At 68.8% G+C, this 24,169-nt stretch carries 19 protein-coding genes; 12 read left to right on the top strand and 7 right to left on the bottom strand.

The genetic code is table 11. From position 1 onward, the window contains the following. Positions 1-41 precede the first annotated feature (41 nt). The 10 genes from uvrA (at position 42) to HUS56_RS14305 (ending at position 11,405) form a co-directional block, all read left to right on the top strand. Complete coding sequence (uvrA, locus tag HUS56_RS14350) at positions 42-2,933, top strand: excinuclease ABC subunit UvrA (protein ID WP_173924100.1); 2,892 nt, start codon at positions 42-44, stop codon at positions 2,931-2,933. A 4-nt stretch (positions 2,934-2,937) separates the two neighbouring features. After that, positions 2,938-4,929 carry an excinuclease ABC subunit UvrC gene (gene uvrC, locus HUS56_RS14345; protein WP_173924099.1) on the top strand — a complete coding sequence of 664 codons (1,992 nt, stop codon included), beginning with the start codon at positions 2,938-2,940 and terminating at the stop codon, positions 4,927-4,929. A gap of 36 nt (positions 4,930-4,965) precedes the next feature. Beyond that, on the top strand, positions 4,966-5,841 hold the full coding sequence (gene rapZ / locus HUS56_RS14340) for an RNase adapter RapZ (protein ID WP_173924098.1): 876 nt from the start codon (positions 4,966-4,968) through the stop codon (positions 5,839-5,841). A 37-nt stretch (positions 5,842-5,878) separates the two neighbouring features. Then, entirely contained in the window at positions 5,879-6,859 is a 981-nt protein-coding gene (whiA, locus tag HUS56_RS14335) for a DNA-binding protein WhiA (RefSeq protein ID WP_173924097.1), read from the top strand. Between the two features lie 106 nt (positions 6,860-6,965). Continuing rightward, positions 6,966-7,592: a superoxide dismutase gene (locus tag HUS56_RS14330; RefSeq protein ID WP_173924096.1), complete on the top strand. Its 627-nt coding sequence runs from the start codon at positions 6,966-6,968 to the stop codon at positions 7,590-7,592. Positions 7,593-7,684: 92 nt separating this feature from the next. Next, positions 7,685-8,689, top strand: a complete 1,005-nt coding sequence (gene gap, locus HUS56_RS14325; protein ID WP_173924095.1) for a type I glyceraldehyde-3-phosphate dehydrogenase — start codon at positions 7,685-7,687, stop codon at positions 8,687-8,689. Positions 8,690-8,697: 8 nt separating this feature from the next. Then, positions 8,698-9,912, top strand: coding sequence for a phosphoglycerate kinase (gene pgk / locus HUS56_RS14320; protein ID WP_173924094.1), 1,215 nt, complete (start codon positions 8,698-8,700; stop codon positions 9,910-9,912). Then, a complete protein-coding gene (tpiA, locus tag HUS56_RS14315) occupies positions 9,903-10,691 on the top strand; it encodes a triose-phosphate isomerase (protein ID WP_173924093.1) in 789 nt (262 codons plus the stop codon). Before pgk ends, tpiA begins: the two co-directional genes overlap by 10 nt. An 80-nt stretch (positions 10,692-10,771) precedes the next feature. After that, complete coding sequence (gene secG, locus HUS56_RS14310; protein ID WP_173924092.1) at positions 10,772-11,023, top strand: preprotein translocase subunit SecG; 252 nt, start codon at positions 10,772-10,774, stop codon at positions 11,021-11,023. A gap of 13 nt (positions 11,024-11,036) precedes the next feature. Further along, on the top strand, positions 11,037-11,405 hold the full coding sequence (locus HUS56_RS14305; RefSeq protein ID WP_173924091.1) for an RNA polymerase-binding protein RbpA: 369 nt from the start codon (positions 11,037-11,039) through the stop codon (positions 11,403-11,405). A gap of 96 nt (positions 11,406-11,501) precedes the next feature. Here the strand turns inward: HUS56_RS14305 and pgl are convergent, their stop codons facing one another. From pgl to tkt, 6 genes are read right to left on the bottom strand one after another with little or no spacing between them, the layout of a single operon-like run. After that, positions 11,502-12,272: a 6-phosphogluconolactonase gene (gene pgl, locus HUS56_RS14300; protein ID WP_173924090.1), complete on the bottom strand. Its 771-nt coding sequence runs from the start codon at positions 12,270-12,272 to the stop codon at positions 11,502-11,504. After that, the gene (locus HUS56_RS14295; protein ID WP_173924089.1) at positions 12,269-13,231 is read right to left on the bottom strand and encodes a glucose-6-phosphate dehydrogenase assembly protein OpcA; all 963 of its coding nucleotides are present in this window, start codon (positions 13,229-13,231) and stop codon (positions 12,269-12,271) included. The genes pgl and HUS56_RS14295 overlap by 4 nt, the downstream gene beginning before the upstream one ends. Beyond that, the gene (zwf, locus tag HUS56_RS14290; protein ID WP_173924088.1) at positions 13,228-14,769 is read right to left on the bottom strand and encodes a glucose-6-phosphate dehydrogenase; all 1,542 of its coding nucleotides are present in this window, start codon (positions 14,767-14,769) and stop codon (positions 13,228-13,230) included. Before zwf ends, HUS56_RS14295 begins: the two co-directional genes overlap by 4 nt. A gap of 18 nt (positions 14,770-14,787) precedes the next feature. Then, positions 14,788-16,392, bottom strand: a complete 1,605-nt coding sequence (locus tag HUS56_RS14285; protein WP_173924087.1) for a glucose-6-phosphate isomerase — start codon at positions 16,390-16,392, stop codon at positions 14,788-14,790. Beyond that, positions 16,389-17,501, bottom strand: coding sequence for a transaldolase (gene tal / locus HUS56_RS14280; RefSeq protein ID WP_173924086.1), 1,113 nt, complete (start codon positions 17,499-17,501; stop codon positions 16,389-16,391). Before tal ends, HUS56_RS14285 begins: the two co-directional genes overlap by 4 nt. Before the next feature lie 25 nt (positions 17,502-17,526). After that, positions 17,527-19,620 carry a transketolase gene (gene tkt, locus HUS56_RS14275; protein ID WP_173924085.1) on the bottom strand — a complete coding sequence of 698 codons (2,094 nt, stop codon included), beginning with the start codon at positions 19,618-19,620 and terminating at the stop codon, positions 17,527-17,529. Between the two features lie 316 nt (positions 19,621-19,936). Here tkt and HUS56_RS14270 point away from each other — a divergent pair, with 316 nt between their 5' ends. Further along, positions 19,937-20,857 carry a heme o synthase gene (locus HUS56_RS14270; RefSeq protein ID WP_173924084.1) on the top strand — a complete coding sequence of 307 codons (921 nt, stop codon included), beginning with the start codon at positions 19,937-19,939 and terminating at the stop codon, positions 20,855-20,857. 42 nt (positions 20,858-20,899) lie between these two features. On the opposite strand, the gene HUS56_RS14265 is transcribed toward HUS56_RS14270, so the two are convergent. Continuing rightward, positions 20,900-21,133: a hypothetical protein gene (locus HUS56_RS14265; RefSeq protein WP_173923801.1), complete on the bottom strand. Its 234-nt coding sequence runs from the start codon at positions 21,131-21,133 to the stop codon at positions 20,900-20,902. Positions 21,134-21,265: 132 nt separating this feature from the next. Here HUS56_RS14265 and HUS56_RS14260 point away from each other — a divergent pair, with 132 nt between their 5' ends. Continuing rightward, entirely contained in the window at positions 21,266-24,160 is a 2,895-nt protein-coding gene (locus tag HUS56_RS14260) for a LuxR family transcriptional regulator (RefSeq protein WP_173924083.1), read from the top strand. Positions 24,161-24,169: the final 9 nt, after the last annotated feature.

Raw genomic sequence — 24,169 nt, 5'->3', positions numbered from 1 at the left:
ATCCCAGCCGCGGTGTCGGTGGCGGTCCCTAGACTCGTAGGGTGCCAGTTTCACGTCTCGATACCCACCCGCGCCTGAGCGTCCGCGGCGCTCGCGTGCACAATCTGCACAACGTCGATGTCGAGATCCCGCGCGACGCGCTCGTCGTGTTCACCGGCCTTTCCGGCTCCGGAAAGTCCTCACTGGCATTCGACACGATCTTCGCCGAAGGCCAGCGGCGCTACGTCGAATCCCTGTCCGCCTACGCACGGCAGTTCCTCGGCCAGGTCGATCGACCCGATGTCGACTTCATCGAGGGCCTGAGCCCGGCCGTCTCGATCGACCAGAAGTCGACCAACCGCAACCCTCGATCGACGGTCGGCACGATCACCGAGATCTACGACTACATGCGGCTGCTCTGGGCGCGCATCGGCGTTCCGCACTGCCCGGTGTGCGGCGAGCGCATCCAGCGTCAGACCGTGCAGCAGATCGCCGACCAGCTCATGGAGCTGCCCGAGGGCACCCGGTACCAGGTGCTCAGCCCGGTCGTCTCCAAGAAGAAGGGCGAGTTCGTCGACCTGTTCCGCGAGCTCGCTGCCGGCGGGTACTCGCGTGCGGTCGTCGACGGCGAGGTCATCCGGCTCGATGAGCCGCCGGTCCTGAAGAAGCAGGTCAAGCACGACATCTCGGTCGTCATCGACCGGCTCGTCGCCGGTCCCGACCTGCTCGGCCGGCTCACCGACTCGCTCGAGACGGCGCTCCGACTCACCGATGGTCTCGTGCAGGTGAACTTCGTCGACGAGGCCGGGCCCGACGCGTGGGCGACGTTCTCCGAGAAACTGTCGTGCCCCAACCAGCACCCCATCCAGCTCTCCGAGATCGAGCCGCGCACCTTCTCGTTCAATGCGCCGTTCGGTGCGTGCCCCGAGTGCTCCGGCCTCGGCACGCGCATGTCGGTCGACGAGTCGCTGCTGCTGGGCGATCCGTCGCTGAGCATCTCCGAGGGCGTCATCCTGCCGTGGACGTCGCAGGGCAAGAGCCTGTACAACTACTACGAGAAGCTGCTCGACGGCCTTGCCCGTGATCTCGGCTTCTCGCTCGACACCCCCTGGCACGAACTCGATGCCGTCGCCCGCAACGCGGTGCTTCGCGGCGACAACTTCGAGGTCAAGGTTCGCTGGCGCAACCGTTACGGCCGTGAGATGAGCTACACCTCGGGCTTCGAGGGTGTCGTGCCCTACATCGAGCGGCAGTACGTCCAGGCCGAGACCGACGTGCAGCGCGCCCGCTGGGCGGAATACCTGCGCGAGGTACCCTGCCCGGTGTGCGACGGCAAGCGGCTGAAGCCCGAGGTGCTCTCGGTGCTCATCCACGACCACAGCATCGCCGACGTCGGGCTGCTCAGCCTCACCGAGGCCCGGGCCTTCATGGACCGGCTCGAGCTCACCGACCGCGAGCAGGCCATCGCGGCCCAGGTCCTCCGAGAGATCAAGGTCAGGCTCGACTTCCTCATCCGAGTGGGCCTCAGCTACCTCGACCTGTCGCGCGCCGCGGCGACCCTCTCCGGCGGTGAGGCGCAGCGCATCCGGCTGGCCACGCAGATCGGGTCGGGCCTGACCGGGGTGCTCTACGTGCTCGACGAGCCGAGCATCGGTCTTCACCAGCGCGACAATCGTCGGCTCATCGACACGCTCCTCGCCCTTCGCGACCTCGGCAACACGCTGATCGTGGTGGAGCACGACGAGGATACCATCCGCACGGCGGACTGGATCGTCGATATCGGGCCGGGCGCGGGTGTGAACGGCGGCACGGTCGTCCACTCGGGCGTGTACGCAGATCTGCTGAAGAACACCCGTTCGCTGACGGGTGACTACCTGTCGGGTCGCAAAGAGATCACGATGCCGTCGCGGCGACGGCCCGTCGATCCTCGACGGGTGATCTCCGTCCAGGGAGCCGAGGCGAACAACCTCCGGGCCATCGATGTCGACTTTCCGCTCGGCACCTTCACCGCCGTGACCGGTGTGAGCGGATCGGGCAAGTCGTCGCTCGTGAACGACATCCTCTATCGCGTGCTGGCGAATCGCCTGAACGGCGCCCGCAAGGTGGCCGGCCGGCATCGTCGGGTCACCGGCACCGACGAGCTCGACAAGGTCGTGCACGTCGACCAGGCTCCGATCGGTCGCACCCCGCGATCGAACCCCGCCACGTACACGGGGGTCTTCGACCGCATCCGCACCCTCTTCTCCGAGACGACCGAGGCGAAGGCGCGCGGCTACCTTCCCGGACGATTCAGCTTCAACGTCAAGGGCGGTCGATGCGAGGCATGCTCCGGTGACGGCACCATCAAGATCGAGATGAACTTCCTTCCCGACGTGTATGTGGCCTGCGAGGTGTGCGGCGGCAAGCGATACAACCACGAGACGCTGCAGGTGCACTACAAGGGCAAGAACATCGCCGAGGTGCTCGAGATGCCGATCAGCGAGGCCGCCGAGTTCTTCGAGCCGATCTCCGCGATCCATCGGTACCTGAAGACGCTGGTCGATGTCGGACTCGGCTACGTGCAGCTCGGCCAGAGCGCGACGACCCTCTCAGGAGGCGAGGCCCAGCGCGTGAAGCTCGCAACCGAGCTGCAGCGCCGCTCCAGCGGCCGCAGCGTCTACGTGCTCGACGAGCCGACCACGGGCCTGCACTACGAAGACGTCCGAAAGCTGCTGAAGGTGCTCGACAAGCTCGTCGAGAAGGGCAACACCGTCATCGTCATCGAGCACAACCTCGACGTCATCAAGTCGGCCGACTGGGTCATCGACCTCGGCCCCGAGGGCGGGTCCGGAGGCGGCCAGGTGGTCGCGGCCGGCACGCCCGAGCAGGTCGCGCGTGTCTCGGGCAGCCACACCGGGTATTTCCTCCGGGAGTTCCTCGAGGCGACCTCGGTGCGCGCCGAGGTCGCCAGCTGACCAGATGAGCACCGCGCTGTCGAAGAACGAGGGCGTCCCGTACCGCCCGAAGGCCGGCGAGATCCCCACCGCCCCCGGCGTCTACCGGTTCCTCGACGCCGATGGGCGCGTGCTCTACGTCGGCAAGGCGAAGAACCTCAGGGCGCGGCTGTCGAACTACTTCGCGCCGCTTTCCAGCCTGCACGAGCGCACCCGCCGAATGGTGCTCAGCGCGGCATCCGTCGAGTGGACCGTCGTCGCGAGCGACGTCGAGGCGCTCAACCTCGAGATCACCTGGATCAATGAGCTGAAGCCGCCGTTCAACGTGCGCTTCAAGGATGACAAGTCGTATCCGTACCTCGTCGTGACGCTCGCCGACGAGGCGCCGCGAGCGATGGTGTCCCGCAAGCGGGGCATCCCCGGCGCCCGCTACTTCGGGCCGTATCCCAAGATGTGGGCCGTGACCGACATGCTCGAGATCCTGATCAAGCTCTTCCCGATCCGCACCTGCAAAGACAGCGACTACCGGCGTGCGATGGCCACAGGAAAGCCGTGCTTCGCCGGCCAGATCGGCCGCTGCTTCGGACCGTGCTCGGGCAAGGTCACGATCGAGGGGCACCGGGCGAACGTCGATCGGTTCGTCGCGTTCATGCAGAACCAGGACCCGCGGATCATGCGCGACCTCGAACGGGAGATGCGCGGTGCCGCCGAGGTGCAGGACTATGAGACGGCCGCCCGCAAGCGCGACCAGTTGCAGGCTGCCACCGCGTTCTTCGAGAAGAGCGCCGTGGTGCTCGGCGATCGCGTCGACCTCGACGTGTTCGGCATCGAGCATGACGAGCTCGCCGCTGCGGTGCACCTGTTCATGGTTCGCGGCGGCCGAATCCGAGGCGAACGATCCTGGACGGTCGACAAGGAGCTCGACGTGCCGCTCGGCGAGCTGATCGGCTTCGTGGTCGAGAACGCCTACGGCGACGACCTGACGTCGGCCCGCGAGGTGGTCGTGCCCGAGCTGCCCGACGATGCCGAAGCACTCGAGACGTGGCTCGGCGGTCTCGCGGGCCGCAACGTCCGCGTCCGCGTCGCGCAGCGCGGGGCCAAGGCGCAACTGCTCGCCACCGCGACACAGAACGCCAAGCAAGCGCTCATGCTCTACAAGACCCGTCGCAGCGCCGACTTCACCACGCGGTCCCAGGCGCTGGAAGACATCCAGGAGGCGCTCGGCATGGCGGAGGCGCCCTTGCGGATCGAGTGCTTCGACGTCTCCCATCTCAGCGGCACGAACATCGTCGCCTCCATGGTGGTCTTCGAAGACGGACTGGCGCGCAAAGACGAATACCGGCGCTTCACCATCCCGAGCTCGACCGACGACACCGACTCCATCCGCCAGGTGCTGACCCGCCGGCTGGCGTACCTTGCCCGTCCCGAGGTCGACGCGACATCCGGCGACCTGCGAACCGGCGGTGATGACGAGGCGCCGGTCGGCGGTGACAGCGAGGTGCCGGTCGGCGGTAGCAGCGAGGTGCCCGATGCCGCGGTGACCCCCGAGCGGCGGCGCAAGTTCGCGTATCGCCCCAATCTGCTCGTCGTCGACGGCGGCCGGCCGCAGGTCGCCGCGGCGGCGCGCGCCCTCGAAGAATCCGGCGTGCAGGGCATCTACCTGTGCGGCATCGCGAAGCGGCTCGAGGAGATCTGGACCCCCGACGCCGACTTCCCGGTCATCCTTCCCCGCAACAGCGACGCACTGTTCCTCTTCCAGCGCATCCGCGATGAGGCGCATCGGTTCGCGATCACCCACCAGCGGCAGCGCCGAAAGCGCGACATCGGCACCGTGCTGTCCGAGGTCCCCGGACTCGGGCCGGCGCGGGTGAAAGAGCTGCTGAGGCACTTCGGCTCGGTGAGGCGGCTGCGAGCCGCCAGCCTGTCCGATATCGCCGAAGTGAAGGGCATCGGCCCCACCCTCGCGGCCACGGTGCACACCCACCTCCACGCCGACGGCGTGTCGGCGCCCCGGTAGGCTGGGAAGTCGACGTGCGGAAGGGGGTGCGAGACGATGGCGGCCGAAGCTGAACAGCAGGAGATGCTCATCGTCACCGGGATGTCCGGGGCCGGGCGCACCACGGTCGCCAACGCCCTCGAAGACCTCGGCTGGTACGTCGTCGACAACCTGCCCCCACAGATGCTCCGCCCGCTCGTCGAACTCGTCGAGCGAGCCGGAGCGTCGCTTCCGCGGATCGCCGCCGTGGTCGACGTGCGCGGTGGCGACTTCTTCTCAGAGCTTCGCGACATCATCCAGGCCCTCCGTACCGGGCTCAACGTGCGCGTCGTCTTCCTCGACGCGACCGACGCGGTCCTCGTGCGCCGCTTCGAATCGGTACGCCGCCCACATCCGCTGCAGGGCAACGGCACCCTCCTCGACGGCATCGGCGCCGAGCGCGCACGACTCGCCGAGCTTCGCGAGGCCAGCGACATCGTGATCGACACCTCCGACCTCAACATCCACCAACTGGCGACGCTCATCACCGAGACGTTCGCGGAGGAGGGGCACGCCGGCCTCCGCATCACGATGCTGAGCTTCGGATTCAAGTACGGGCTCCCGGCCGACGCCGACCTCGTGGCCGATTGCCGGTTCCTGCCGAACCCGTTCTGGGTCCCCGAGCTCCGCCACCTGACGGGCGAAGATCCCTCCGTGAGCGACTTCGTGCTGCAGCAGCCCGGAGCCCACGAGTTCATCGATGCCTATGCGACGGCCCTGGAACCGGTGCTGGCCGGATACCAGCGTGAGAACAAGCGACACGCGACCATCGCGATCGGATGCACCGGGGGCAAGCATCGCTCGGTGGCGATCGTGCGCGAGCTCGCCGAGCGCCTGGAGCGCCTTCCCGGGGTCGTCGTGAACGTGAAGGACCGCGATATGGGCCGCGAGTGACCGGTCGTGGAGGAGCAACGATGGAGAGGACTATGACGTGGCGTTGACGGCGGACGTGAAGGAGGAGCTCGCGCGCGTCGAGGTCTCGAGGACCAGCGTCCGCGCGGCAGAGCTCGCGGCGGTGCTCCGATTCGCCGGCGGCCTGCATATCATCTCCGGACGGATCGCCATCGAGGCCGAGCTCGATTCGCCGACCATCGCTCGCCGGTTGACCCGCGACCTCGCGGAGCTCTACGGTGTGCGACCGGATGTCTCGGTGATCTCCCCGTCGGGTATCCGACGTTCGAACCAGTACCTCGTGCGGGTGCTCGATGGGGGAGAGACCCTGGCACGCCAGACCGGATTGCTCGATGCGCGGCGCCGGCCGGTGCGCGGCCTTCCCAACAAGCTCACGACCGGCTCTCGCGACGATGTCGCCGCGGTGTGGCGCGGGGCGTTCCTCGCTCGCGGAAGCCTGACCGATCCCGGACGCTCGGCCGCGCTCGAGGTCACCTGTCCCGGCAACGAGACGGCGATGGCCCTCGTCGGCGCCGCGGGCAGGCTCGGCATCTCGGCGAAGGCGAGGGAGGTGCGCGGAGTGCACCGCGTGGTGATCCGCGACGGCGAGGCCATCAGCGCGATGCTGTCGCTGATGGGCGCGACCGCCACGGTGCGCAACTGGGAGGAACTTCGTCAGCGTCGCGAGGTCCGCGCGACGGCGAACAGACTCGTGAACTTCGACGACGCCAACCTCCGCCGATCGGCACAGGCCGCCGTCGCCGCCTGCGCCCGCGTCGAACGCGCGATGGAACTGCTCGGCGACGACATCCCCGACCACCTCCGGTATGCGGGGGAGCTGCGGCTCGCGCACCGTGAGGCGAGTCTCGACGAGCTCGGTCATCACGCCGAGCCTCCGATGACGAAAGACGCCGTCGCCGGCCGCATCCGTCGACTGCTCGCGATGGCCGACAAGAAGGCCGTGGAGCTCGGCGTGCCCGGAACCGAGGCGAACCTGCCCGCCGACCTCGACGACGTCTGATGGCGTCAAGGCCTGCACGAGCCCGCTGCCCCCAGGCATAGGCTAGGAAATGCCGCGGCCGCGCCGGGCAGACGCTCGGCACCCCGGCATCTGACAAGGAGAAGCAATGGCTGACTACACCCTTCCCGATCTCCCGTACGACTACTCGGCACTCGAACCGTCGATCAGCGGCACGATCATGGAGCTGCACCACTCGAAGCACCACCAGGCCTACGTGACCGGCGCGAACACGGCGCTCGCACAACTCGCCGAGGCGCGCGACTCCGACAATCTCGCCAATGTCAACAAGCTCGAGAAGGACCTGGCGTTCAACCTCGGCGGCCACGTCAACCACTCGGTCTTCTGGACCAACATGTCGCCCGACGGGGGCGACAAGCCGACCGGCGAGCTCGCCGCCGCGATCGATGACGCATTCGGGTCCTTCGACAAGTTCCAGGCGCACTTCACGGCCACCGCGCTGGGCGTGCAGGGTTCAGGATGGGCGGTGCTCGGCTGGGACTCCATCGGCCAGCGGCCGATCATCGCGCAGTTCTTCGACCAGCAGGGCAACCTCCCCGCGGGTCTCGTGCCGCTCCTCATGCTCGACGTCTGGGAGCACGCCTACTACCTCGACTACAAGAACGTGCGTGCCGACTACGTGAAGGCGTTCTGGAACATCGCGAACTGGGAGAACGCCCAGCAGCGTCTCGCCGCTGCCCGCGAGCGGACCTCGGGCCTGCTGCTACTGTCGTAGCGGATGGTGTCCCCGGTTCTGTCCGGGGACACCCCCGTCCGATCACACTCCGTGCCATCGCGCGTTCGCGCACCGTTGAACAGGAGACCTCCGTGTCTGTAAAGATCGGCATCAACGGCTTCGGCCGCATCGGCCGCAACTACTTCCGCGCCGCCCTCGCCCAGGGCGCCGACCTCGACATCGTCGCGGTGAACGACCTCACCGACAACAAGACGCTCGCCCACCTGCTCAAGTTCGACTCGGTCGCAGGCCCCCTCGATGCCACGGTGGAGTACGACGATGATCACATCATCGTCGACGGCAAGGCCATCAAGGCATTCGCCGAGCGCGACCCGGCCAACCTCCCCTGGGGTGAACTCGGCGTCGACATCGTCATCGAGTCGACCGGGTTCTTCACCAAGGCGGCCGACGCGCGCAAGCACCTCGAAGCCGGCGCCAAGAAGGTGCTCATCTCGGCCCCTGCGACCGACGAGGACGCGACGTTCGTGATGGGAGTGAACGAGGACTCGTACGATCCCGAGAAGCACAACATCATCTCGAACGCATCCTGCACCACCAACTGCCTTGCGCCGCTCGCCAAGGTGTTCAACGATGCGTTCGGCATCGAGCGGGGCCTCATGACGACGGTGCACGCGTACACCGCCGACCAGAACCTGCAGGACGGCCCCCACAAGGACCTGCGACGCGCCCGGGCCGCGGCGATCAACATCGTGCCCACCTCCACCGGGGCGGCGAAGGCGATCGGCCTCGTGCTGCCCGAGCTCGTCGGCAAGCTCGACGGCTTCGCGCTGCGCGTTCCGGTGCCCACCGGCTCGATCACCGATCTCACGGTCACGGCCTCGCGGCCGGTCACGGTCGACGAGGTCAAGGCTGCCTACAAGGCGGCCGCCGAAGGTCCGCTCAAGGGCATCCTGAAGTACACCGAAGACGAGATCGTCTCGAGCGACATCGTGTCCGACCCGTACTCCTGCATCTTCGACGCCGGCCTGACCCGCGTCATCGGCGACCAGGTGAAGCTGTCGGGATGGTACGACAACGAGTGGGGCTACTCGAGCCGCTTGGTCGACCTCACCGAGTACGTCGCCGAACGTCTCTGAGGGCCGCCGTGACCCTGCGAACGATCGAAAGCCTCGGTCCACTCGCCGGCAAGCGCGTCGTCGTCCGATGCGACCTCAACGTCCCCCTGCAGGACGGGGTCATCACGGACGACGGCCGCGTGCGGGCGTCAGCGCCCACGCTCGAAGCGCTCACCGGTCAGGGAGCTCGCGTCATCGTCATCTCTCATCTCGGTCGCCCCGATGGCGCTCCCGACCCGAAGTACAGCCTCGCTCCGGTTGCGGCACGCCTCGATGAGCTCATCGAGCGTCCCGTGGCATTCGCGACCGACACGGTGGGCACGGATGCCGCGGCGAAGGTCGAGGCACTCGCCGACGGCGAGGTGCTCGTGCTCGAGAACCTGCGCTTCAACCCCGGGGAGACCTCCAAGAACGAGGCCGAGCGCACGGCGTTCGCCGGCGAGCTCGCGGCGTTCGCCGACGCCGTGGTCTCCGACGGCTTCGGCGTGGTCCACCGCAAGCAGGCCAGCGTGTACGAACTCGAGCAGCTCCGGCCGAGCGCGGCCGGCCTGCTCATCGCCGCCGAGGTGGACGTGCTCGACCGGCTCACCGAATCGCCCGAGCGCCCCTACACCGTCGTGCTCGGCGGTTCGAAGGTCTCCGACAAGCTCGGCGTCATCGAGCACCTCCTGCCGCGCGTCGACGCGCTCCTGATCGGCGGCGGCATGCTCTTCACCTTCCTGGCCGCGCAGGGACACAGAGTCGGTTCGAGCCTGCTCGAGGCCGACCAGATCGACACGGTGAACGGCTACCTGGCCGACGCGAGGCAGCGCGGCGTCGACATCCTGCTTCCCACCGACGTGGTCGTCGCCGCCTCGTTCTCCGCCGACGCCGATCACGTCGTGACCGCGGCCGATGCCATCGAGGAGACTCCGTTCGCGGCATCCGGCCTCGGGCTCGACATCGGACCCGACACTGCTGCAGCGTTCGCGGAGCGCATCCGGAACTCGCGCACCGTGTTCTGGAACGGGCCGATGGGCGTGTTCGAACTCGCGCCGTTCGCGGCCGGCACACGTGCCGTCGCGGAGGCGCTCACCGAAGTCGACGGACTGAGCGTGGTCGGGGGTGGCGACTCCGCCGCGGCCGTGCGGCAACTCGGGTTCGGCGACGACCGATTCGACCACATCTCGACGGGCGGAGGCGCGAGCCTCGAGTTCCTCGAGGGCAAGAAGCTCCCCGGACTGGAGGTCCTCGGATGGCAGTGACGCGAACCCCGTTCATCGCAGGCAACTGGAAGATGAATCTCGACCACCTGCAGGCGATCGCGTTCGTGCAGAAGCTCGCCTGGTCGCTCGCCGACGCGAGGCACGACTTCGCCGACGCCGAGGTCGCCGTCTTCCCGCCGTTCACCGACCTCCGCTCGGTGCAGACCCTCGTCGCCGCCGACTCCCTCCCCATCGCCTACGGCGCGCAGGACGTCTCGGCGCATGACTCGGGCGCCTACACCGGGGAGGTCTCGGGGGCGTTCCTCGCCGCGCTCGACTGCAGCTACACGATCATCGGGCACTCCGAGCGGCGCACCTACCACCACGAGACGGATGCGACGGTCAATGCGAAGGTCCAGGCTGCGCACCGCCACGGGATCGTCCCCGTGGTGTGCGTCGGCGAGACCGCCGAGGATCTCGAGCGGCACGGCGCCAGTGCGGTGCCCGTGAAGCAGCTGCGATCGGCGCTCGAAGGAGTCGACGGATCGAAGGGCCTGGTGGTCGCCTACGAGCCGGTGTGGGCGATCGGTTCCGGTCAGGCGGCGACGCCCGAGCAGGCCGAGAAGGTCGCTGCGGCATTGCGCGAGGTGATCGCCGAGCTGCTCGGCGATCAGGTCGCCGACGCGACGCGCATCCTGTACGGGGGATCGGTCAAGGCCACGAACATCGCCTCGTTCCTGCGGGAGCCGAACGTCGACGGCGCCCTCGTGGGTGGTGCGAGCCTCGACATCGACGAGTTCACGAGCATCGTCCGCTTCAAGAAGCACGTCGGCGCCTAGCCTTCGCGGTCGCCGTCGAGCGTCCCGCTATACTCGTATGCGGCAACGACCCCCAGTCGTCGTGCCCGGAAAGGTTCACCGTGGAGATTCTCCAGGTCGTCCTGCAGGTGTTGCTCGGTCTCACGAGTCTCCTGCTGACGCTGCTCATCCTCCTGCACAAGGGCCGCGGCGGCGGTCTGTCCGACATGTTCGGCGGCGGCGTCACGTCGAGCCTCGGCGCGTCCGGCGTGGCCGAGCGAAACCTCAACCGGATCACGGTCATCCTGGGACTCGTGTGGGTCGCATGCATCGTCGTGCTGGGCCTCATCACGAAGTTCGAAGCCGGAATCTGACGAGGGAGGCCTCATGGCATCAGGCAACAGCGCCATCCGCGGCTCGCGCGTCGGTGCGGGCCCGATGGGCGAGCAGGACCGCGGCTTCCACGCCGACCGCATCGCGGTGAGCTACTGGGACGCTCAGGGCAACGAGACCGTGCGCTACTTCGCGGCGAACCTGCCCGAAGACGAGATCCCAGACGTCATCGACAGTCCGTCGACCGGCCTTCCGGCCGGACGCGACAAAGACAATCCACCCTCGGTGTCGAAGCTCGAGCCGTACAAGACGCACCTCGCCTACGTGAAGGAGCGTCGCACCGACGAAGAGGCCGCCGCTCTGCTCGAAGAGGCGTTGACGCAACTTCGCATCCGTCGCGGTCAGATCAGTCCCGACGACTGACGACACACGCGTGCCGATGACGCGGGTCGAGGTGAGCGTCGGGCCGAACGGCTGACCCCCCGCGCGGCCTGCGACGGTTGGAGCGGCTGGAATCGGTCAGATGTCGCGTGTGATGAGCGACTCGGGAACCTCGGCCGCGGCATCCGAATCGACGAAGAAGACCGTGCGCCGGCGGCCCTTGATTCCGGCCACCGGAACCTCATCGCGGCTCGCGCCCGCGAGCGCGAGCCCCAGCGCCGACGCCTTGTCGGCGCCGGCCAGCACCAGCCAGATCCGTTGCGAGGAATTGAGCACCGGTCGCGTGAGGCTCAGGCGCTCGGGTGGCGGCTTCGGCGAGTTACGCACCGGAATGACCGTGCGGTCGGCGACCTGGATTCCCGAACGATGCGGGAAGAGCGACGCGATGTGCCCATCAGGGCCGACGCCGAGGAAGGTGATGTCGAAGAGCGGGTGCGGCAGACCGTCGACGCCGTGCTTCGACAGCTCCGCCGCGTATGCGGCCGCCGCCTCGTCCAGGTCCATCCCGGAGTCGGCCGCGGGGAACGGGTGGACGTTCTCCTCGGCGAGGTCGAGGTCATCGAGGAGCGCCTCACGGGCCTGGCGGTCGTTGCGGTCGGCGTCATTCTCGGGCACCCAGCGCTCGTCTCCCCACCAGAAGTGGACTCGCGCCCAGTCGATGCTGGTGCGGGCGGGGGAAGCCGCGACCGCCTCGAGCACGGCGGACCCCATCGACCCACCCGTGAGCACGATGTGCGCGACCGCCTGTTCGTCGAGGATGTCGAGCGTCTTCGTGATGAACCGGGCGGCGACGGAACCGGCCAGTGACCCCTTGTCTGGATGGACCAGGACGCGCCGTTCGTTCGTCATGCATGGACTCCTTCGGCCTGGACGTCTCCGAGCACCGCGAGGCCGCTCGTGATCACCTCACCGTACAACTCATCGGGGTCGAGGCGCCGGAGTTCGTCAGCGAGGCAGTCGCGCAGGTTGCGTCGTGGCAGGGCCACGTCGTGTACGGGCTGGCCGGGCTGGCGGAGGGTGGCGATCCCCGGGACTTCGCGCACCAGTTCGATCGTGCCGCCGTCGCGTTCGAGTTCCACGCCGTGGATGCCGCCGTGCGATCCCGAATCGGCGCCGGTCAGTACGCACGTGCTCGGGGCATCGAGCTGCAGGCGCACCCACGCCGCGAGCGGGGTCGTCGACGGGGAGTCGATCGCTCCCGTGACCCGCACTCCCGTGATCGGCGTGTACGGGGGCTGATCGAGCACGGCGGCCAGCTGGGCCCGCCAGAGGGTGAGTCGAGTCCACGCGAAGTCCGCATCGCCCGGGCGGTAGCTCGTCGCGAGCGCGCGGAGGGCGGCCTGCGGGTCGGGCTGGGTCGAGGCATCCGTGATCCTCCGCTGCGCGATGCGGCCGAGAGGTGATTCGCCGGGCACAGCGGGCGCGGGGCCGGGCCACCAGACGACGACGGGTGCGTCCGACAGGAGCAGGCCCATGACGAGGCTCTCTTCGTTGCGGGCGGCCTCGCCGCGCGCACGCAGCACGATGACCTCGCTCGCGCCGGCGTCGCCGCCGACGCGGATCTCCGCATCGAGCCGAGCCGGAACGCCGGAGGATTCCTCGGGATCTCGCGACACGGCGATCACCCGCATCGGATGCTCCCGGGACGCGTCGTTCGCCGCCTCGATGGCTTCCTCAGCGCCGTCGGGCGCTGTCGCGATGACGAGCGTGAGTACTCGGCCGAGCGCGACGACGCCGCCCTCCTCGCGGATCTTGACCAGCGTCTTCGAGATCTGGCTCGTCGTGGTGTCGGGAAGGTCGACGATCATGGGCGCCTCCAGGTTCGTCCGTCGCGTGCGAGAAGCTCGTCAGCCGAGGCCGGGCCCCAGGATCCGGGGGAGTACTGCTCAGGCCGCCCCTGCGTCGCCCAGAACTCCTCGATGGGGTCGAGGATCTTCCAGGACAGTTCCACCTCCTCCTGGCGGGGGAACAGCGGCGGATCGCCGAGCAGGACATCGAGGATGAGTCGCTCGTACGCTTCGGGGCTGGCCTCGGTGAATGCGTGACCGTACCCGAAGTCCATCGTCACGTCACGAACCTGCATCCCCGCGCCAGGCACTTTCGAGCCGAAGCGGATGGTGACCCCCTCGTCGGGCTGCACCCGGATCACCAGGGCGTTCTGGCCGAGCTCCGAGGTCTGGCTGTCGGCGAACACCTGCTGCGGCGCCCGCTTGAAGACCACCGCGATCTCGGTCACCCGCCGACCGAGGCGTTTTCCGGCGCGGAGGTAGAACGGCACACCGGCCCAGCGGCGCGTGCCGATCGAGAGCTTCATCGCCGCATACGTCTCTGTGGTCGACTGTGGGTTCATGCCGTCTTCCTCGAGGAAGCCCACCACCTTCTCGCCACCCTGCCAACCGCCCGAGTACTGCCCACGGGCCGTGCCGGTCGCGAGGTCGTCGGGGAGGCGCACGGCGGCCAGGATCTTCTCCTTCTCGGCCCGGAGGTCTCCGGCCTCGAAGGAGATGGGCTCCTCCATGGCCGTCAGCGCCAGCAGCTGCAGGAGGTGGTTCTGGATGACATCGCGCGCCGCGCCGATCCCGTCGTAGTACCCGGCCCGTCCGCCGACGCCGATGTCCTCGGCCATGGTGATCTGCACGTGATCGACGTAGTTGGCGTTCCAGATCGGTTCGTACAACTGGTTCGCGAACCGCAGGGCGAGGATGTTCTGCACCGTCTCCTTGCCGAGGTAGTGGTCGATGCGGAACACGGCATCGGGTGGGAACACCGACGCGACTACATCGTTCAGCTCCCGGGCGGACTTCAGGTCGGATCCGAACGGCTTCTCGATGACCACTCGCCGCCACTGGTCGCCGTTCTGCTCGGTGAGGCCGGATCGCTTCAGCTGCTCGGTGACGAGGGGAAACGACTTCGGCGGGATCGAGAGGTAGAACGCGTGGTTGCCCATCGTTCCGCGCTCCCGGTCGAGGTCGGACACCACGGTGCGCAGGCGATCGAACGCCGCGTCGTCGTCGAAGTCACCCTGCACGAAGCGGATGCCGCGGGCGAGCTGCTTCCAGACGTCCTCGTGGAAATCGGTGCGGGCGTACTGCTTCACCGCGTCGTGCACGACCTTCTCGAAGTCCTCGTCGTTCCAGTCGCGACGAGCGAAGCCGACGAGTGCGAATCCCGGCGGGAGCAGGCCGCGGTTGGCGAGGTCGTAGACCGCGGGCATGAGCTTCTTGCGCGACAGGTCGCCGGTGACGCCGAAGATGATGAGGCTCGACGGCCCGGCGATGCGGTTGAGGCGGAAGTCCTTCGGGGAGCGCAGCGGATTGTGCTGCGCCGAGATCGGTGCGGGAGGCATCGGATCCTTCCTCCGTGGTCAGCCGATGGCGTCGATGAGTGTCGGGAGGTTCGCTGCGGCATCCGTCAGCGTCAGCGTCAGGACCGGGCGGCCGTGCTCGGCGAGGACGCTGGCGTCGCCCGACGCCTGCGCGGCGATGAGCTGGCCGAACGTGAACGGCAGGCCAGGGATCTCGAGGTCGACCGGCGGCACCTCGGTGATCTGGAGGAACACTCCGACAGCCGGCCCTCCCTTGTGGAATTGCCCCGTCGAGTGCAGGAATCGTGGACCCCAGCCGAACGTGACCGGACGCCCTGCGCGCGCGGCGAGGGCGTCGCGGATACGCGCGAGCCCGGGATGCGCGACGCGATCGATATACGCCTGCACCGAGAGGTAGCCGTTCGGGGGGATCTCCTCGAGCAGCACGTCGATCGCCGACGAGAGGTCGCTCGCGGCCCCGATCACGTCGGGCGTTCCGCGGACCTCGATGCCGTCGGCCACGAACGCGGCCGGCGAGGGCTCGGGGCGCGCGTCGAGCAGGCCCCGTGCGGCGACCTTCGCCGACTCGACGTCGGGTTGGTCGAACGGGTTGATGCCGAGGAGGCGACCGGCAACCGCGGTCGCGTACTCCCAGACGAGCAGCTGTGCACCGAGCGTGCCCGACACTCGGATGTCGCCCGAGGAGCCGCGCGCGAAGATCTCGTCACCCGCATCGTCGACGAGCCGGACCACCTGCACGTCGGCGAGCCCGGCCGACAGTTCGGGCGCGTCTCGGTCGACGACCACGGGGAGGATTCCGGTGCCCTCCTTGCCCGTCGATTCGGCGATGAGTTGCTCGGCCCAGTCGGCGAAGCCGACGATGTGGGTGCCGTCGGCGACGATCGCCAACTTGTCGCGGAGGGGCTCGGTGCCCGCGATGGCGGCACCGAGCACGAGGCCGGGGTTCTCGTGGCTGTCGATCGCCAGCGAGAGCTCGATCGTCTCGGCCTCGTCGAGGATCTCGCCGATGTCCACGCCGGCGAGTCCGGATGGGACGAGACCGAACGCGGTGAGTGCCGAGTAGCGGCCGCCGACGTTCGGGTCGGCGTTGAACACGCGGTAGCCCGCTTCACGCGCCGATCGATCCAGCGGAGAACCCGGGTCGGTGACGACGATGATCCGGCTGGCCGGATCGATGCCGGCGTCGCGGAACGCCTGTTCGTACGCACGCCGGGCGCTGTCGGTCTCGACCGTGGAGCCCGACTTCGATGAGACGACCAGGGCGGTCGCTTCGAGGCGGTCGCTCAGCGCGGCACGGACCTGCCCGGGCTCGGTCGAGTCGAGCACGGTGAGGTCGACCCTCGCCGTGCGGGTGATGACCTCGGGAGCCAGCGAGGATCCGCCCATGCCCGCGAGGACGATCTGGGTGACCCCCTCGGCCTGGAGCTGCTCGCGGAGTGCCTCGATCTCAGCCACGAGCGGTCGCGAGACGGCCACCGCCTCCGTCCAGCCGAGTCGCTTGGACGCCTCGGCCTCCGCGTCGGGTCCCCAGAGTGCGGGGTCCTGCGCGGTGATGCCGCTCGCGACCAGATCGGCGACGAGGGTCGGAACGGTGCGCCGGACCGCGTCGGCGGCGGCGCCGCTCACCGAGATGCGGAAGCTCATCGCGCCGCCTCCAGGGCCACCCGGACGGTGTCGAGGAGTTCGTTCCACGAGACGGGGAACTTCTCGACGCCCTCCCGCTCGAGCACGGCCGTCACGTCGTCGTAGTCCACGCCGACCTCGGCGAGCGAGTCGAGCACCCGGCCGGCCTCGTCGTAGGAGCCGGTGACGGTGTCGCCCCGGATCTCGCCGTGGTCGTAGACCGCCTCGAGGGTCTTCTCGGGCATGGTGTTGACGACGCCCGGCGCGACCAGCTCGGTCACGTAGAGCGTGTCGGGCAGCGCCGGGTCCTTGACGCCGGTCGACGCCCAGAGCGGACGCTGGCGATTGGCGCCCGCTGCGAGCAGGGCTGTCGCGCGCTCGGACGCGAACTCCGCCTCGTACAGCTCGTAGGCCAATCGGGCGTTCGCGAGGCCGGCCTTGCCCTTCAGCGCGAGCGCCGCCTCGGTGCCGATCGCCTCCAGGCGCTTGTCGATCTCGGTGTCGACTCGCGACACGAAGAAGGACGCCACCGAGCGGATCGTGCTGAGGTCGATGCCCGCGTCCTTCGCCTGCTCGAGACCGGCGAGGTAGGCCTCGATGACGCCGCGGTAGCGGTCGAGGCTGAAGATGAGCGTGACGTTGACGCTGATTCCGGCGGCGGTGGCCGCGGTGATGGCGTCGAGTCCTTCGACGGTCGCCGGGATCTTGATCATGACGTTCGGGCGGTCGACGGTCGCCCAGAGCTGCTTGGCCTGGGCGACGGTGCCGGCCGTGTCGTGCGCGATGCCGGGGGCGACCTCGATGGAGACGCGTCCGTCGACGCCGCCGGTCGCGTCGTACGTGGGACGGAGGACGTCGGCGGCGGTGCGCACGTCATCGGTGATGATCTCGAACACGGCCGATTCGAGGTCTGTGCCGGCAACGGCGAGGGCATGGAGGTGCTCCGTGTACCCCTCGCCCTTCGCGAGGGCGTTGGCGAAGATCGTCGGATTCGTCGTGACGCCCACGACGTCGCGTTCCTCGATGAGCCGCTCGAGGCCGCCCGAGACGAGGCGCTCGCGCGACAGGTCGTCGAGCCAGATGCTGACGCCGGCCTCGGAGAGTGCGGCGGTGGGGGAGGTGGTGGCCATGGTGTGTCTCTCCTTCGTGCTGGCGTCAGGCCGACGCAAGCGATTCCTTCGCCGCGGCGACGACGGCATCGGTCGTGATGCCGAACTCGCGGAACAGCGTCTTGTAGTCGGCGGATGCCCCGAAGTGCTCGATCGACACGCTTCGGCCGCGATCGCCGACGTAGGGCCGCCAGGTGAGCGACACGCCGGCCTCGACCGAGACTCGGGCGGTCACCCCCGGCGGCAGCACGGACTCGCGGTATGCGGCATCCTGCTCCTCGAACCACTCCAGGCTCGGAGCCGAGACCACCCGGGCCTGGATGCCCTCGCCGGCGAGCGTCTCCCGTGCGGCCACGGCGAGCTGCACCTCCGAGCCGGTCGCGATGAGGATCACGTCGGGCTCCCCGCTCGGTGCCTCGGCGAGGATGTACGCGCCCTTCGCCACCCCGGCTGCGGAGGCGAGGGTGTCGCCGGATGCCTCGCCGTCACCACGCTCGAACACGGGAACGTTCTGCCGGGTCAGCGCGAGGCCGACCGGGCCGCCGCGGCGCTTGAGGATCTCGAGCCACGCGTGCGCGACCTCGTTCGCGTCGGCCGGTCGCACGATGGTGAAGCCGGGGATGGCGCGGAGGGACGCGAGCTGCTCGATGGGCTGGTGGGTGGGGCCGTCTTCGCCGAGGGCGACGGAGTCGTGCGTCCAAACGAAGATCGAGGGGATGTGCATCAGCGCCGACAGCCGCACCGCGGGGCGCATGTAGTCGCTGAAGATCAGGAACGTCCCGCCGAAGGCGCGCGTCTTCCCGTGCAGCACGATGCCGTTCACGATGGCCGCCATCGCGTGCTCGCGGATGCCGAAGTGCAGCACGCGACCGTAGGGGTTCCCAGCGAACTCGTGGGTCGACCACTCGGTGGGAATGAACGACGCGGCATCGTTGATCGTGGTGAGGTTGGATTCCGCGAGGTCGGCCGACCCGCCCCAGAACTCGGGCAGCTCGGCGGCGAGGGCGTTGATGACCTTGCCCGACGCCGCGCGTGTCGAGAGCTCGGTGCCGCCTTCGAAGACCGGGAGCAGCGACTCGAGGCCGTCGGGCAGCTCACCGGCCTGCAGGCGGTCGAGCAGCGCCTTTCGCTCGGGATTCGCCGCAGCCCAGGCGTCGAAGGACGTCTGCCACTCGGCGCGCGCTGCCGCCCCGCGCTCGAGTGCGGCTCGGGTGTGCTCGAGGATGTCGTCTGCGACGACGAAGGACTGCTCGGGGTCGAAGCCGAGCACCTCCTTCGTGGCCGCGGGCTCGGCCGCGCCGAGCGCCGAGCCGTGGATCTTCCCGGTGTTCTGCTTTCCGGGGCTCGGCCACCCGATGATGGTCTTGAGGATGATGATCGACGGCTTCGAGGCCTCGCCCTTCGCCGCCTGGATCGCCCGATGCAGTTCCGCGACGTCTTCGACGTACTCGCCGCTCTTCTTCCAGTCGACGGTCTGCACGTGCCAGCCGTACGCCTCGTAGCGCGCGGCGACGTCTTCCGTGAAGGCGATGTCGGTGTCGTCCTCGATGGAGATCTGGTTCGAGTCGTAGATGACGACGAGGTTGCCGAGCTGCTGGTGCCCGGCCAGCGAGGATGCCTCGCTCGTGACGCCCTCCTGCAGGTCGCCGTCACTCGCGATGACGTAGATGAAGTGGTCGAAGGGGCTGGTGCCGGGCGCGGCGTCAGGATCGAAGAGACCCCGCTCGAACCGGGAGGCGTAGGCGAAGCCGACCGCCGAGGCGAGGCCCTGGCCGAGTGGGCCGGTGGTGATCTCGACGCCGTCGGTGTGGCCGTACTCGGGGTGGCCGGGGGTCTTCGAGCCCCAGGTGCGCAGCGCCTCGAGGTCCTCGAGCTCGAGGCCGTCGCCCGCGAGGTAGAGCTGGATGTACTGCGTCAGCGAGCTGTGCCCCGCCGAAAGGATGAATCGGTCGCGCCCCAACCACTCGTGGTCGGCAGGATCCCGTCGCATGACCTTCTGGAAGAGGAGGTAGGCGGCGGGTGCGAGGCTCATCGCCGTTCCGGGATGCCCGTTGCCGACCTTCTCGACGGCGTCGGCGGCGAGGACGCGCGCCGTGTCGACCGCGCGATCGTCGATGGATTCCCACTGCAGAGTTGCCACGGGGTGCTGTTCCTTCCGATCGTGACGGAGTCGGGACCCGTCGGCCCGACCCGCCGAGGACGCTCTGGCGCGGTCTCCGCCAGGCGGTGGATTCGTTCGGCGGGCCCGCTCGTGGGCTGCGCCGTCGAACCCGTGGAGCCGGGCACGCAATCCTCAGTATATGGACCGGGGATGCGATGACGGGGTGTGACCGGGAATGGCAGCGGATGCCGCATCACCCGGTCGCGCGACTTCAGGACGCACCGCGGCGATGGCCTAGACTCGATGCGGGGCGCGCTCGGAGTGGCTGCTCATGCCCGCGCCCGGAAGAGGAACGATGCAGGCATCCGTACACTCGCACGAGGTGCGACCCGCGACGACGGTTCGGCGCAAGCTCGCCGCCTACCTCGCGCTCACCAAGCCCCGGGTGATCGAACTGCTCCTCGTCGTCACTGCTCCGACGATGATCCTCGCCCAGAACGGGCTGCCCAACCTGTGGCTCCTCCTCGCCACCCTGATCGGCGGTGCGATGAGCGCGGGCTCGGCGGGCGCGTTCAACTGCTACATCGACCGCGACATCGACCGCGTCATGAAGCGCACCCAGGGGCGCCCGCTCGTCACCGGCGAACTCACCGACCGAGAGGCGCTGGTGTTCGCCTACGGCCTCGGAGCGGCATCCATCGCGTGGCTGTGGATCTTCACCAACTGGCTGGCTGCAGCGCTGTCGCTGGCCGCGATCCTGCTCTACGTCGTCTTCTACAGCCTCGTCCTGAAGCGCCGCACGTCGCAGAACATCGTCTGGGGCGGAATCGCGGGCTGCATGCCCGTGCTCATCGGCTGGGCCGCAGTGACCGGCAGCCTGACGTGGGCGCCGTTCATCCTGTTCCTCATCATCTTCCTCTGGACGCCGCCGCATTACTGGCCGCTGTCGATGAAGTACAAAGACGACTACGCCGCGGCGGGCGTGCCCATGCTCGCGGTCGTCCGGGGCCGCGCGCAGGTCGGCCTGCAGGTCATCCTCTACGCGTGGGCGACCGTGGCGTGCTCACTGCTGCTCATCCCGGTCGCCGGAATGGGCCTCGTCTACACCGCCGTCGCGCTCGTCACGGGAGTCTGGTTCGTCTACGAGACGCACCGCCTGTACAACCTCGCCATCAGGCACGAGCATGTTTCGCCCATGCGCGTGTTCCACGGCTCGATCGCGTACCTGTCGCTGCTCTTCCTCGCGATCGGCATCGACCCGCTGCTCCCGTTCTGAGCTCGGTGAGGCATTCGGCCGCCGGGCGGGTGGCGGATGCCGCTACTGCTCGGGAATCCACGACGGGGCGGGCACACCGGCACCGGTGAGGTCGTCGCAGCGCACGTACTGGGTGTCGATGCGAGTGAGCGGGCACTCCCCGTAGTGCACCGACACCCGGATCGGCTCGGGGGGTGCCTCCGGGCGCGCTGAGGCGGGGCCGGCGACGGCGGTCGCGAGGAGTGTCCCGGCAGCCATGATGAGCCCGGAGGCGATGAGGGTGCGTGCACTGGACATGGCGCGCCTTCCTTCCTGACATCGATGCGCACCACCATCCCCGCTTGCGACGCACGCCGGATCGGGTCTCCACCCTGAGATCGGCGCGAAAAGTCCTGATATCCGCGCGCTCTGTGGTGCCAGACTTGATTCGTGGCCGTGTCACCCGTGCCGTCCGTGCCGATCTTCGTCGGACGGGAGCATGAACTCGGGACCATCAGGGGGCTCCTCGACCGATCTCGCGCCGGGGAGGCGCAGACGCTCGTGGTCTCGGGCGATGCCGGAATCGGCAAGACCGCCCTCGTCGCCCGAGCGTGCTCCAACGACGACACGGCCATGACCATCTTCGGCGCGTGCCTTCCGCTCACGTCGATGTCGATTCCGCTGCTGCCGATCCGGACCGCCCTCCGCGACCTCGACGAAGGCCTCGAGGAGGCGGGCATCGTCGACCTCCAGGGCGACGATCGCGACGTCACCGTCCGATTCGACGACTGGCTCGCGCGTCGATGCCACGTCCAGCCCGTCGTCCTCGTCGTCGACGACGTGCAATGGGCCGACCGCTCCGCGCTCGACGCGCTCATGTACGTGATCGCCGGCCCCGCTCGACGTCGCCTCACCGTCATCGCCACGCTTCGGGCAGGCGAGGTCGGTCTCGGTCACCCGCTCCAGCGCTGGCTCGCCGACATCCGCCGTCTCCCTCGAATGTTCGAACTCCGGCTCGAACCCTTCGACCGCGCGGGCACGGCCGAGCAGATCGAGGTGTTGATCGGAGCAGCGCCGCATCAGTCGCTGATCGATGACGTGCAGCGCCGAGGTCGAGGCAATCCCTACTTCACCCGCCTGATGGTCTCGGGCCTCACGCCCGACGCACGTGTGGCGCCCGAGACGTTCCCGGTCGACCTCAGCTCGGCGGTGCTGCAGTCATGGTTCCGCCTGTCGGAGGAGACGCGGCGGCTCGCGACCGTGCTGGCCGTCGGCGGTGCGGCGTCTCGGGCCGACGACCTGGCTGAGGTGGTCGGAGAGGCCGACGTCGTCGCGATTCGTTCCGCGCTGGCCGAGGCGGTGGACTCCGGGACCCTGGACCGGCTCGACGACGGCTCCTTCTGGTTCCACCACCCGATGAGCGCGGAGGTGCTGGCTGCGGCCCTGGCCGACGATGAGCGCCGCGAGTGGCATCGACGATTCGCGGATCTGCTCGAGGCTCGAATCGAAGAGCCGGCCGCCGTGGCATCCGTCATCGCCATCGCCGACCACCGCTACCGTTCGGGCGATACCAGCGCTGCGTTCGAGTGGGCCATCAAGGGGGCGGATTCGATCGACGGCGCCGAGGGTCGCGCCGAGCAGCTGCGGCTCCTCCGTCGTGCCGTCGAGCTCCTTCCCGATGTCCCCGGCGTTGCGGATGCCGATTCGCTGCTCGACGCGCTCCTGCGTCGTCGGCGCGCCGTGGCGGCGGATGCCGGCGCCACGTTCGATGAACTCGAGGCGGTCGAGGCGCTGCTCGCCCGCCTCGACCCTTCGGCGGAACCCCTCGCCGCTGCTGAGCTCATGGTGCGACGGATGCACCTGCGGTTCATGGCGGGCGATGCGTTCATCGAGCTCGACGAGATGCGGGAAGCCATCGGACTCGCTTCGGCCGATCCGAAGAGCTCCCAGTACGCTCTGGCGTTGGCAGAGCTTGCGCACGCCGAGTTGTGGGCGGAAGCGCCGGGTGCTGCCGCGCATGCGCGCGAGGCGATCGATGTGGCACGCGAAGCGGATGATGCTCGAGCGCTTTCGCACGCCCTCGCGGCCGCATCCATGGCGGCGACGTACGAGCGCGACGGGGCGCTCGCACGTGCCTACGGCGAAGAGGGCGTCGAGGCGGCCCTGGCGTCGCGCGACTGGTTCGCCTACGTGCATGCGCTCCTCTGGGAGGGCAATGCCGTCGAGACCTGGGCATCCGACTGGTTCGCCGACCGCATGCGTGAGCATCGGCTGGAGCTCATCGCTCGGGGTGGCCCTCCGGCGTACATCGCCTGGGTCTCTGCGAATGAAGCGGGGGCCCTGCTCGCCATGGGGCGCACGCAGGAGTGCGAGGAGCGGCTTCGTGTCGCACTCGGATCCGACGCCGGACCGCTCGGTGACGTTCTGGCGAGACTGACCGCGGCACGATTCGCTGCGCTCCGCGGCAACTCGGTCGAGGCGCAGAGTCACCTGCTTCGCGCGGAGGAGCTGTTCGCCGATGGATCGGCGTTCCTCTCGTTCGAGTTCGACGCCGTCCGCGCCGAAGTTCGGCTCGCGATGGGCGACCCGCGTGGTGCGTACGAGGCAGCGCTCGCCGGTGCGACGGGTGGCGGTTCCGCACCGACCATGTGCGAGTGGCTCATGCCGCTCGCTGCTCGCGCCCTCGCCGACCTCGTCCAGTCCGCCCGCGACACCGGCCGCGATGTCGAAGACACACTCGCCGTGCTCGACGCACTCGTGCAGCGTTTCCCGCACGTGATCCGAGATGTCGGCGAGCAATCCGCTCACGTGGAACGGCAGATCGTCGCGTTCGAAGCGATGTACGCGGCTGAGCAGGCGCGGGCGAGGGGGAGCGAGAACAACGCCACCGCGTGGGTGGATGCTGCCGGAGCGTGCTCCGAGGCGGGTTTCCCCTGGGAGGAGGCCTACTCCCGATGGCGTGCCGCGGAGGCGCTGCTCGCTCGGGGGCGCGGCCGGCAGCAGGGCGCCGAGATGCTGCGCTCCGGGCTCGCACTGGCCCGCGACCTGGGTGCCCGACCCGTGGAGGACGAGCTCGTCGACCTCGCGAGGCGTGCGAGAGTCTCGATCGAGGAGCCGCCGTCAGCGGCATCCGATGCCCTGAGCCCGCTGCCCGGGCTGACCGCTCGTGGACGCGAGATCCTCGACCTGATCGCAGTCGGGCGGACGTACGGCGAGATCGCGCGCACGCTCGTGATCAGCGAGAAGACGGTGAGCACGCACGTGTCGCACCTGCTGGCGAAGACCGGCACGAGCAGCCGCGTCGAACTCGCCCGCCGCGTGCACCGCCTCGGTATCGAGGCCTGAGCGCTCCGA

Source organism: Agromyces sp. Marseille-P2726 (assembly GCF_902809835.1).
Lineage (GTDB): Bacteria > Actinomycetota > Actinomycetes > Actinomycetales > Microbacteriaceae > Agromyces.
The sequence above is the reverse complement of the archived record's forward strand: the minus strand, read 5'-3'. Positions and strand labels throughout refer to the sequence as shown.

What these genes read in the sequence shown, in the direction of transcription:
- HUS56_RS14330 (WP_173924096.1), top strand. Translation starts at nt 6,966, where the DNA reads ATGGCTGACTACACCCTTCCCGATCTCCCGTACGACTACTCGGCACTC.
- pgl (WP_173924090.1), bottom strand. Translation starts at nt 12,272, where the DNA reads ATGACGAACGAACGGCGCGTCCTGGTCCATCCAGACAAGGGGTCACTG.
- tpiA (WP_173924093.1), top strand. Translation starts at nt 9,903, where the DNA reads ATGGCAGTGACGCGAACCCCGTTCATCGCAGGCAACTGGAAGATGAAT.
- HUS56_RS14295 (WP_173924089.1), bottom strand. Translation starts at nt 13,231, where the DNA reads ATGATCGTCGACCTTCCCGACACCACGACGAGCCAGATCTCGAAGACG.
- uvrC (WP_173924099.1), top strand. Translation starts at nt 2,938, where the DNA reads ATGAGCACCGCGCTGTCGAAGAACGAGGGCGTCCCGTACCGCCCGAAG.
- zwf (WP_173924088.1), bottom strand. Translation starts at nt 14,769, where the DNA reads ATGCCTCCCGCACCGATCTCGGCGCAGCACAATCCGCTGCGCTCCCCG.
- tal (WP_173924086.1), bottom strand. Translation starts at nt 17,501, where the DNA reads ATGGCCACCACCTCCCCCACCGCCGCACTCTCCGAGGCCGGCGTCAGC.
- HUS56_RS14265 (WP_173923801.1), bottom strand. Translation starts at nt 21,133, where the DNA reads ATGTCCAGTGCACGCACCCTCATCGCCTCCGGGCTCATCATGGCTGCC.
- HUS56_RS14285 (WP_173924087.1), bottom strand. Translation starts at nt 16,392, where the DNA reads ATGAGCTTCCGCATCTCGGTGAGCGGCGCCGCCGCCGACGCGGTCCGG.
- rapZ (WP_173924098.1), top strand. Translation starts at nt 4,966, where the DNA reads ATGGCGGCCGAAGCTGAACAGCAGGAGATGCTCATCGTCACCGGGATG.
- HUS56_RS14270 (WP_173924084.1), top strand. Translation starts at nt 19,937, where the DNA reads ATGCAGGCATCCGTACACTCGCACGAGGTGCGACCCGCGACGACGGTT.
- HUS56_RS14305 (WP_173924091.1), top strand. Translation starts at nt 11,037, where the DNA reads ATGGCATCAGGCAACAGCGCCATCCGCGGCTCGCGCGTCGGTGCGGGC.